General features: G+C 73.9%; 9 protein-coding genes and 2 pseudogenes. 1 reads left to right on the plus strand and 10 read right to left on the minus strand.

The features are described from left to right. Positions 1 to 41 precede the first annotated feature (41 nt). The 7 genes and pseudogenes from AC0VX0_RS01345 to AC0VX0_RS01375 all read right to left on the minus strand — a co-directional run bounded on the left by AC0VX0_RS01345 (position 42) and on the right by AC0VX0_RS01375 (position 5,377). The gene (locus tag AC0VX0_RS01345) at positions 42 to 503 is read right to left on the minus strand and encodes an AMP-binding enzyme (protein ID WP_406924915.1); all 462 of its coding nucleotides are present in this window, start codon (positions 501 to 503) and stop codon (positions 42 to 44) included. Beyond that, a pseudogene (locus AC0VX0_RS01350) lies at positions 501 to 1,064 on the minus strand (AMP-binding protein); the annotation flags it as partial. The gene AC0VX0_RS01345 and the pseudogene AC0VX0_RS01350, both read right to left, overlap by 3 nt. A 73-nt stretch (positions 1,065 to 1,137) precedes the next feature. Next, a pseudogene (locus AC0VX0_RS01355) lies at positions 1,138 to 1,617 on the minus strand (AMP-binding protein); the annotation flags it as partial. Next, entirely contained in the window at positions 1,614 to 2,081 is a 468-nt protein-coding gene (locus AC0VX0_RS01360; protein WP_020625414.1) for a MaoC family dehydratase, read from the minus strand. The pseudogene AC0VX0_RS01355 and the gene AC0VX0_RS01360, both read right to left, overlap by 4 nt. 21 nt (positions 2,082 to 2,102) lie before the next feature. After that, positions 2,103 to 2,858: a 3-oxoacyl-ACP reductase FabG gene (fabG, locus tag AC0VX0_RS01365; RefSeq protein WP_020625413.1), complete on the minus strand. Its 756-nt coding sequence runs from the start codon at positions 2,856 to 2,858 to the stop codon at positions 2,103 to 2,105. Between the two features lie 55 nt (positions 2,859 to 2,913). After that, a complete protein-coding gene (locus AC0VX0_RS01370) occupies positions 2,914 to 4,128 on the minus strand; it encodes an acetyl-CoA C-acetyltransferase (protein WP_020625412.1) in 1,215 nt (404 codons plus the stop codon). A 46-nt stretch (positions 4,129 to 4,174) separates the two neighbouring features. Beyond that, complete coding sequence (locus tag AC0VX0_RS01375; protein WP_036316076.1) at positions 4,175 to 5,377, minus strand: acyl-CoA dehydrogenase family protein; 1,203 nt, start codon at positions 5,375 to 5,377, stop codon at positions 4,175 to 4,177. Between the two features lie 177 nt (positions 5,378 to 5,554). On the opposite strand from AC0VX0_RS01375, the gene AC0VX0_RS01380 reads away from it, so the two are divergent. After that, the gene (locus AC0VX0_RS01380) at positions 5,555 to 6,817 is read left to right on the plus strand and encodes a PucR family transcriptional regulator (RefSeq protein WP_020627988.1); all 1,263 of its coding nucleotides are present in this window, start codon (positions 5,555 to 5,557) and stop codon (positions 6,815 to 6,817) included. On the opposite strand, the gene AC0VX0_RS01385 is transcribed toward AC0VX0_RS01380, so the two are convergent. The 3 genes from AC0VX0_RS01385 to AC0VX0_RS01395 form a co-directional block, all read right to left on the minus strand. Then, positions 6,807 to 8,057, minus strand: a complete 1,251-nt coding sequence (locus AC0VX0_RS01385; RefSeq protein WP_044659051.1) for a glucose-1-phosphate adenylyltransferase family protein — start codon at positions 8,055 to 8,057, stop codon at positions 6,807 to 6,809. The two genes, AC0VX0_RS01380 and AC0VX0_RS01385, sit on opposite strands and share 11 nt — an antisense overlap. Before the next feature lie 77 nt (positions 8,058 to 8,134). Then, positions 8,135 to 9,076 carry a DNA-formamidopyrimidine glycosylase family protein gene (locus tag AC0VX0_RS01390; protein WP_044659050.1) on the minus strand — a complete coding sequence of 314 codons (942 nt, stop codon included), beginning with the start codon at positions 9,074 to 9,076 and terminating at the stop codon, positions 8,135 to 8,137. 14 nt (positions 9,077 to 9,090) lie between these two features. Beyond that, positions 9,091 to 9,603 (minus strand): VOC family protein, encoded by a 513-nt coding sequence (locus AC0VX0_RS01395; RefSeq protein WP_069941965.1) that lies wholly within the window; start codon positions 9,601 to 9,603, stop codon positions 9,091 to 9,093. Positions 9,604 to 9,694: the final 91 nt, after the last annotated feature.

The raw sequence follows: 9,694 nt of genomic DNA on the forward strand, positions 1-9,694 counted from the left end.
AGGAGGGGAGGACAGGGAAGCGCGGCCGTCGTCGCGGGCGGCTACGGCGTCGCGGAGTGCGACTCGGGGGAGGCCGGCTCGGCCAGCGTGGTCGCCAGGTCCCGCTTGCGGATCTTGCCGGTGGCGGTCTTGGGGAGGCTGTCCACCACGACCACCTCGCGCGGGTACTTGTACGCCGCCAGGGAGACCTTGGCGTGCTCGATGACCCCCGCCGGGGTCACGCTCATGCCCGGCCGGGTGCTCACGACCGCCACCACCTCGCTGCCGAGGGAGGGGTGCGGACGCCCCACCACGGCCACCTCGGAGACCGCCGGGTGCGTGGCGATGACCTCCTCCACCTCGCGGGGGTACACGTTGTACCCGCCGCGGAGGATGAGCTCCTTCTTGCGGTCCACCACGTAGATGAACCCGTCCTCGTCCCGGTACCCCATGTCCCCGGTGCGCAGCCACCCGTCCACGAGGGTGGCCGCCGTGGCCTCGGGGTTGCGGTAGTAGCCCTTCATGATGGTGGGGCCGCGGAAGAGCAGCTCCCCCACCTGGTCCTCCCCGGGGCCGAGCAGGTGTCCCTCCGCGTCCACCACGCGGCACTCGGTGCCCCACAGCGGCTTGCCGATGGACATGACGCGGCGCTCCTCCCGGGAGACGTTCACCGCCACCGAGCTGGTCGACTCGGAGAGGCCGTACCCCTCCAGGATGGTCGCCCGCGGGAACTTCGCCTCGAAGCGCCGCAGCACCTCCTGGGGCAGGGCCGAGCCTCCGGAGACCACCTGGCTCACGGACGAGAGGTCCCGCCCGGTGTCGGGGTCCTCCACCATGCCGATCAGCATGGTCGGCACGGCGGAGATGCGGGTGATCCCGTGGCGCTCCACCAGGTCGAGCGCGGCGGCGGCGTCGAAGCGGGGGAGCAGGACCATGGTGCAGGCGTGGCGGACGCAGATGTTCAGCACGCTCGTGAGCCCGTACACGTGGAAGAAGGGCAGCACGGCCAGGACCACGTCGTCGGGCCGGATCGGGATGCGCGCGCCGGAGACCGTCGTGTTCATGTAGATGCCGAAGTGGGTGAGCTCGGCGCCTTTGGGGGGGGCCGGTCGTGCCGCTCGTGTAGATGATCACCGCGGTGTCGTCGGCCTGGGTGGGGGCCATGTCCACCGAGGGGCCGGGGGCCAGCAGCTCCGCGAAGTCCCGGGTCCCCGCGGGCCGCTCCCCGGCGCCCGTGGAGACCACGTACACCGTCGGACCGCCGTCGGACCCGCCCGCCTGGGCCGCGCCCTTGACCGCCGCCTCGGCCGCCGTATCCACGGTGATGAGCACGGCCGTGTCCGAGTCGGACAGGTGATGGGCGATCTCGCGCGGCGTCAGCAGGGGGTTGAGGGGGACCATGACGAAGCCGGCACGGACGAGGCCGAAGTAGGCGAACAGGAACTGCGGGATGTCCGGGAGCTGCACCGCCACCGAGGTGCCCGGGGCCAGGCCCAGCCCGCTGAGGTTCGCGGCCACCAGGTCGGCGGCGGCGTCCACCTCCGCGTAGATCCAGGCACGGTCGCCCAGGATCACGCAGGGGCGGTCCGGGTGCTCGGCGGCGCTCTCGCGCAGGAGCACGGAGATGTTGAACGTCATGACGCGTCCTTTCCCGGGCGGAGGAGGAAGAGCGAGTCCGACACGCAGGCCGGCTTCGCCACTCCCTCGATCTCCACGGTGGTGGTCACCATGGCCAGCGCCCCCTGGGGGCCGCGGTCCAGGCGGGTGAGCTCGGCGCCGGCGCGGATGCGCGCGCCGACGGGGGTCGGATGGGGGAAGCGGACCCGGTCCGATCCGTAGTTGACGACCATGGCCATCCCCTCCACCCGGTAGATCTCCCGCACCATCGAGGGCAGCAGCGCGAGGGTGAGGAAGCCGTGGGCGACCGTCGAGCCGAAGGGTCCCCGGGCCGCCCGCTCGGGGTCCACGTGGATCCACTGGTGGTCGTCGGTCGTGTCCGCGAACAGGTCCACCTGCTCCTGGGTGACGGTGCGCCAGCGGCTGTGGCCCAGGTGGGTGCCCACGGCCCGCTCGAACTCGTCCAGTCCGTCGAAGGTCTGCATGGCGTTCTCCTCGTGGGGGGCTCAGGCCTTGGGTCCGCCGGCCACGTAGAGGACCTGGCCCGAGATGAAGGAGGCCTCCTGGCGGGCGAAGAAGGAGGCCGCGGCGGCGATGTCCTCGGGGGTGCCGGTGCGGGCGACGGGGATCTGCTCCGCCGCCTTGGCCACGTACGTCTCGTAGGGGACGCCGATCCGCTCGGCGGTGGCCCGGGTCATGTCCGTCTCGATCAGGCCCGGCGCGATGGCGTTCACCGTGATCCCGAAGCGGCCCAGCTCGATAGCGACGGACTTGGTGAAGCCCTGGATCCCGGCCTTGGCCGCGGCGTAGTTCGCCTGCCCCCGGTTGCCCAGCGCGGACGTGGAGGAGATGTTCACGATCCGCCCCCACCCCTGCTCCGTCATATGGCGCTGGGCGGCGCGGGTCATGAGGAAGTGCCCGCGCAGGTGCACGTCCATCACCGTGTCCCAGTCCTGGGCGCTCATCTTGAACAGCAGGTTGTCCCGGAGCACGCCCGCGTTGTTGATCAGCACGGCGGGCGCACCCAGCTCGGCGACGACGGCGTCCATCACCTGGGCGACCGACTCCTCCCGGGCGACGTCGGCGGCGAAGGCGCGGGCCGTCCCGCCGGCCTCCTCGATCTGCCCGACGACGTCGGCGCACGCCTCGGCCGAGAGGTCGACGGCGGCGACGGCGAAGCCGTCCTCCGCCATGCGTCGGGCCAGGGCGGCGCCGATGCCGCGCGCGGCTCCGGTGACGACGGCGATGCGGGGCTCGGTCATGGGGTTCCTCCGGGAGGGTCGGTGCGGGTGCGGGTGCGGACGGGGCGGGAAGGACTCAGGACAGGCGCTCGATGACCATCGCCATGCCCTGGCCGCCGCCGACGCACATGGTCTCGAGGCCGATGTGCTTGTCGTGCTCGCGCAGCGAGTTCAGCAGGGTGGCGGTGATCCGGGCTCCGGTCATACCCCAGGGATGGCCCAGCGCGATTGCCCCGCCGTTGACGTTGAGCTTGTCCAGGGGGATCCCCAGGTCCTCGGCGGAGGGGAGCACCTGCGCCGCGAACGCCTCGTTGATCTCCACGAGGTCGACGTCGTCGATGCTCATCCCGGCCCGCGCCAGCGCCTGCCGGGACGCCTCCACGGGGCCCAGGCCCATGATCTCGGGAGAGAGGGCGGAGAGGCCCGTGGACACGATCCGGGCGAGCGGGGTCAGCCCCAGCTCGGCGGCGCGAGTGTCGCTCATGACGACGAGCGCCGCGGCGCCGTCGTTGAGGGGGCAGGCGTTGCCGGCGGTGACGGTGCCGTCGGGCCGGAAGACGGGGTTCAGCTGGGAAACGGCCTCGAGCGTGGTGCCCGCGCGCGGGCTGTCGTCCCGGGTGACCCGGATGCCGTCGGGCAGGACGAGCGGGGAGATCTCCCGGTCCCAGAAGCCGGAGGCCTGGGACTTCTCCGTGAGCTGCTGGGAGCGCACGGCGTACTCGTCCTGGGCCTGGCGGGAGACGCCACGCAGCTGCGCCACGTTCTCAGCCGTCTGGCCCATGGCGATGTAGACGTCCGGCAGCTCGCCCTCCTCGGCGGGGTCCGTCCACACGGGGGCGTCGCCCTCGGCCCGGCGGGCCGAGCGCTCCCACGCGGAGCGGAACGCCGGGTTGCGGGTGTCCTCGTCGGAGGCGCCGCGGTCCAGCCGGCTGGCCGACTCGACGCCGGCGGAGACGAACACGTCCCCCTCCCCGGCGCGGATGGCGTGGAACGCCATGCGGGTGGACTGCAGGCTGGATGAGCAGAAGCGGGTGATGGTGGTGCCGGGCACGGAGGGCAGGCCGGCCAAGACCGCGACCACGCGGCCGAGGTTGCCGCCCTGCTCCCCGCCGGGGGCGCCGCAGCCCAGGATGAGGTCCTCGACCTCGGCGCGGTCCAGCTCGGGGACCCGGTCCAGGGCGGCGGTGACCATCTGGGCGGCCATGTCGTCGGCGCGCAGGTCGCGGAGGGACCCCTTGCGGGCGCGGCCGATGGGGGAGCGGACGGCGGAGACGATGACGGCTTCAGGCATGGTGGTGCTCCTTCGGGAAGGGGGGCGGGGAGAGGGCGGGGAGGTCTCAGGCGAAGGCCGACACGCCGGTGATGGCGCGGCCGACGATCAGCGACTGCATGGAGTCGGTGCCCTCGTAAGTGTAGACGACCTCCATGTCCGTCAGATGGCGGGCGACGTGGTTCTCCAGCAGCAGCCCGTTCCCTCCCAGGATGTCCCGGGCCATGGAGGTCACCCGGCGGGCCTGGCGCGCGGCCGACATCTTCGCGAGCGAGGCCATCGGGCCGGTCAGGCGACCCTGGTCCTGCAGCTCCAGGAGGCGGAAGCACGTGAGCTTGATGTTGGTGACGTCGGCCAGCATGGTGGCCAGCTGCCCCTGGACCAGCTGGTGGCCGGCGATCGGCTTGCCGAACTGGACGCGCTGCCCGGCGTAGGCGACGGCGGCCTCGTACGCGGCGACGGCGTGGCCGAGCGTCTCGACGGCCACGCCGCCGCGGGTCGTGCTCAGGACGCGGTTGACGTCCTTGAAGGAGGAGCAACCGGGGAGCCGGTCCGCCTCGGGGATGCGCAGGCCGGAGATCACGATGTCCGGCTGGAGGATCGCGCGCTTGCCGATCTTGCCGGTGATCACGGTCGGCTCGAAGCCGGCGGGGAACTCCGTGTCCGGCTCCCGCTCCAGCACGAACGCCTTCACCTGGCCGTCGGCCACGTCGCGGGCGTAGATGACGATGACGTGGGCGTAGGAGGCGTTGCCGATCCAGCGCTTCGCGCCGTCGAGCACCCAGGTGTCGCCCTCTCGGCGGGCGGTGGTCTCGAGGGCCACCGAGTCGGACCCGTGGTCGGGCTCGGTGAGCGCGAAGGCGCCGATCATCTCCATCCGGGCCATCCGGGGCAGCCAGCGCTCCTTCTGCTCGTCCGAGCCGAAAGCGTTGATCGAGCCCATCGCCAGCCCGGAGTGCACCCCGAAGAAGGTGTTGAAGGATCCGTCCCCGCGGGCCAGCTCCATCGACACCAGGGCTCCGGCCATGCGGCTCATGCCGGGGCAGCCGTACCCCTCGATGACGGTGCCCGCCACGTTCAGCTCCGCCAGCTTGGGCACGAGCTCGAACGGGAACTCGGCGCGCTCCCAGTAGTCGTTGATGACGGGCATGAGCTCGGCGTCGACGAACGCGCGGACGCGGTCGCGCACCTCGCGCTGCTCCTCCGTCAGCTCGTCGTCGAGGAGGTAGATGTCGTGGTCGGGCAGGACGCCCGAGCGGGTCTCGCTCATGTCGGCTCCTCTGGGGGGGCTCGGGTGGGATGGGTCCGGGTGCGGACGAGGTCTCCGCCCACCGTATGACCGGCGCCACAGTGGCACTATGGGCACGGAGCACAGAGTCGGTTGTGCAGCCAGGACACGAGTCCCGCCCGGCCGGACGCCGCCGGCGGGGGCGGCGAGGAGGACGGCATGGTGCAGGAGGCAGGGGTCCCCGAGGAGTCCGGGGACGCGGAGCGCCGTCTGCGGGAGGCCTGGTCGGCGCTGCTGGAGGACGCCGACCGGATCGCCGACGAGATCGCCGCCGCCACGCTGGGCGGCGACCAGGGCGGGGCGTGGTCCACGCCGGAGCTGCGGGCCAGGCTGCGTCGTAGCACGCGGGAGCACGTCCGTCGGGGCCTGCGGGGCCTGGCCGGCGTGCCCTCCGGGGAGGGCGCGGGAGGGCGCCTGGTCGACACGTGGCGGGCCACCGGCGTCGAGCGCGCCCGCCAGGGGGTGCCCCTGGAGACCGTGATCTCCACCTACACCTCGGGCAACCGGCTGCTCTGGGAGGAGCTGGGACGGCGGGTCCGCGAGGGCAGGCTCGACATCACGACCGAGGAGCTCCTCGAGGCGGGGCGCCGGCTGTGGGAGGACCTGAGCGTCACGGGCGAGGTCCTCAGCGCCGCCTACCGGCGGGAGACCGCGCGCCTCACCCTGCGCGACCTGCGCCGTCAGGAGGACTGCCTGGCCGGGCTGCTGGAGGGGAAGGGCGCGGACCCCGTCTACGCGGAGCAGGCCGAGGAGATCCTGGGCGTCCGGGCGACCGCCCCCCTCGCCTGCGTCGTCGCCCTCGCCGAGGACCCGGGGAGCGACGTGCTCCATCACCCCGAGGACCGCATGGGGCGACTCGGGGCGACGTCCCGCTGGGCTGTGCGCGAGGGGGCGCTCTACGGTGTCGTCGAGCCTCCCTCGACGGACGAGGAATGGCTCACGGAGGCGCTGGGCCCGCTGGTCGAGGGCCAGGTGGGAGTGGCCTGGGCCCGGCAGGGGATCCCCGAGACGGCGGCGGCGTTCCGGCTGGCGACGCGGGCGGCGCACACGCTCCCGCCGGGCGAGCGGCGGCTCGCCTGGGCCTCCCATCGGCTGCCGGAGGTGCTGCTGGAGTCCAGCCCGGAGGTCGCCGCGCTGCTGGTGGAGGAGGTGCTGGGACCGCTCCGGGCGCTGCCCGCGGACCAGCGCGCCACTCTGATGGAGACCCTGCGGGCGCTGCTGCGCCGCTCGGGCTCCGCGACCCTCGCCGCGGAGGACCTGATCTGCCACCGCAACACCGTCATCTACCGCACCAAGCGCCTGGTGGAGCTGACGGGGTGCAGCCTGCAGGACCCGCGGGGACGCCTGATGCTGGAGCTGGCCGTGCTCGCCGCAGACCGGGCCGGCGGGCCGGTCCGGAGGGCGCGGCCGATCAGTCCCTGACGGGGGCGCCCGAACCGGTGGTCTCGTCCGAGGAGGCGGGCCCGCGCTCGCCCGGCTCGAGGACCACGACCTCGTCGGCCGGCTCCGCGCGCCCCGTGGCGCCCTCGGCCGGGATGGCGGCGCCGACGTCGGCGATCACCGTGTCCAGCACCGCGCCCGAGGGCACCGTGCACTCGCCCAGCAGGATGCTCCCGCGCACCACGGCGCCGGCCTCGACCACCACGCTGGGGCCCACGACCGAGTCGGTCACCTCGCCCGCGATCCGGCAGCCGGGGCTGAGCAGGGAGCCGGTGACGGTCGCCTCGGGGGCGACCCAGGCCGGCGGAGCGGCGTGCGGATTGGTCAGCAGCGGCCAGCCTTCGGCAGCGACGTCCAGGCCGGTGCCGTCGAGGATCTCCCGGTGGGCGCGGACGTACGCGTCCAGGGTGCCGATGTCCCGCCAGTACCCGACGAGGCGGTGCTCCCGCACGCGCCCCCGCGCCACGAACGCCGGGATGATGCTCTCCCCGTAGTCGCCGAGGGAGGAGCCCACGGGGTCGCCGTCCTCATCGGTCTCGCCCTCGTCCTTGGTGGCCGCCTCGTCCTCGCCCGCCACGAGGTCGCCGACCACCTCGGAGAGCGCGGCGACGTCGAACACGAACACCTCGGTGGCCACGAGCGTGCCCGCCGGGTCCTCCGGCTTGTAGGCGTAGTCGGTCACGGCGCCGTCGTCGTCCACCTGGACGACGCCGAAGCGCGAGGGGTCCTCGTCCGTCTCGGTGGTGACCACGGTGAGCTCGGCGCCGGAGCGGGTGTGCTCGGCCAGCACGGGGCGCAGGTCCAGCTGGTACAGGTGATCGGCGGAGAGCACGACGACGGTCTCGGCGCCGAACTGCTCCAGCAGCGGCAGCTGCTGGGCGATCGCGTGGCCGTTGCCGCGGGCGAAGCCCTCCTCGGCGCGGCCCTGCGCGGGGGGCAGGAGCCGCAGGCCGTGGCGGGTGCCGTCGAGATCCCACGGCCGGCCGCCGGCCAGGTGCTGGTTGAGCGTGAAGGGGCGGTACTGCTCCACGACCCACACGTCCCGCAGGCGCGAGTGGGCCAGGTTGGACAGGACGACGTCGATCAGCCGGTACTGGCCCGCCAGCGGCACCATCGGCTTGGCGCGGGCCGCGGTGAGCGGCATGAGGCGGCCGCCGGTGCCGCCGGCCAGCACGAGCGCGACGACGGCGCCCTCCGGGTCCTTCGGGAACGGGTCGGCCATGACTTCTCCTCGGGTCGGGGGCGGGTTCAGCGTAGGGAACGGGGACGACACGCGGCCACCGTTGGGGCGCGTCCGGCTCAGCGCTGGCAGTGCGGGCACCACCACAGCCGCCGCGCATCGTCCTCGGGGGAGCCGTAGTCCTCCTGGCGGACGGGGCCGCGGCAGCGCAGGCACGGGGTGCGGTCGTGCCCGTAGACCCAGTACGACGGCGTCCCGCCGCCGCGCGCGCCGGGCGTCCGGCCGGGTGCCGTGTCGGGTGACGGACCGGCCGGGACCAGCACCTCGACCCCGAAGGGTCGCGCCGGGTTCGGACGCACGCCCGTGGTCCGGCGCCGGGCGCCCGCGGCGGGGGCGGCGGGCGGGACGTTGGCGCGCAGCAGGTCCCGGGCGAGCAGCACGAGTCCGGCGACGTCCTCGACCTCGCCGATCGGCCGGTGCGGGTCGATGCCGGCCAGCAGGAGGGTCTCGCAGCGGTAGATGTTGCCGATCCCGGAGACGAGCCGCTGGTCGAGCAGGGCCAGGCCGACCGGCCGCTCGGGCCGGGCCGTGAGCCGCCGCACGCCCTCGGCGAGCAGCGCGGCGCCGTCGTCGGGCGTGTCCCAGGCCGGGTCCAGCAGGTCGGGGCCGAGGTGGCCGAGGACGGCGGCCTCGTCGGCGGTGGGCACGAGGGTGAGCAGGCCCAGCTGGGCGCCGAGCACGCGGTGCTCCGCCGTCTCCAGCACCGCCCGCACCTGCCAGGCGGGGGCGCCCCACCGGGCGTCGATGGCCGAGACGAGCCAGCGGCCCTCCATCTTCAGGTGCGAGATCAGGGTGAGCGGACGGGCCCCGGGGCGGGCCGTGGGCGGGGTCAGCCGCATCAGCAGGTACTTGGCGCGCGGCAGGACCTCGGCCACCGTCCAGCCGGTCAGGTCCGCGGTGGCGTGGCGGGGCACGCGCAGATCCGCGTGCGTCAGGACCCGGCCCTCGAGCACGGGGCGGAGCCGGTGCGCGACGCGGACGAGGGAGTCGCCTTCAGGCACGGGCCGTCACCGGCTCAGGCCGCGTTGAGCTGCCAGGTCACGCCGAAGCGGTCCCCGACCCATGCGAAGCGGCGGGAGAAGCCGTCGTCGTCGGGCGGCATGCAGTCACGGCCGCCGCCGGCGAGGAGCGCGTCGTGGATGGCGTCCACCGCGGTGGCGTCCGGCAGCTCGACGAACAGGCTGATGGCCGGGGTGAACGTGAACCCGTGCGGGGTGAAGGAGTCGAAGAAGCGCAGCCGCTGGCCGGCGATCTCGAGCTCGCCGTGCAGGACCTTGCCCGCCCAAGCGGCGCCGCGCGGGGAGGATTCGTCGAAGAGGTCGCGGCGGACCTCGGTGACCGGCAGGTGCTCCACGAACGCGGTGAGGTAGGCGTCCATGGCCGCACCGGCGTCACCCTCGAACAGGAGGAACGGGGTGACGGAGGGGTCTGAGGGATGCGGCAGGGAGTCCTCCAGGGCCTCGGGGGCGGGGGACGTGCCCGTGGGGGCGGTGCCCACGTCCTCGGGCGGGGCGGCGTCGATGCTCATGGGCCGAACCTACCCCCGGGCCCCGCCTCCGCGACAGGGCCACCCCGGGCAACGCGGGTTGAGTTGTCGCGGGTGTCCGACGGCGGGACCC

This window comes from Micrococcus sp. iso_26, assembly GCF_056172975.1.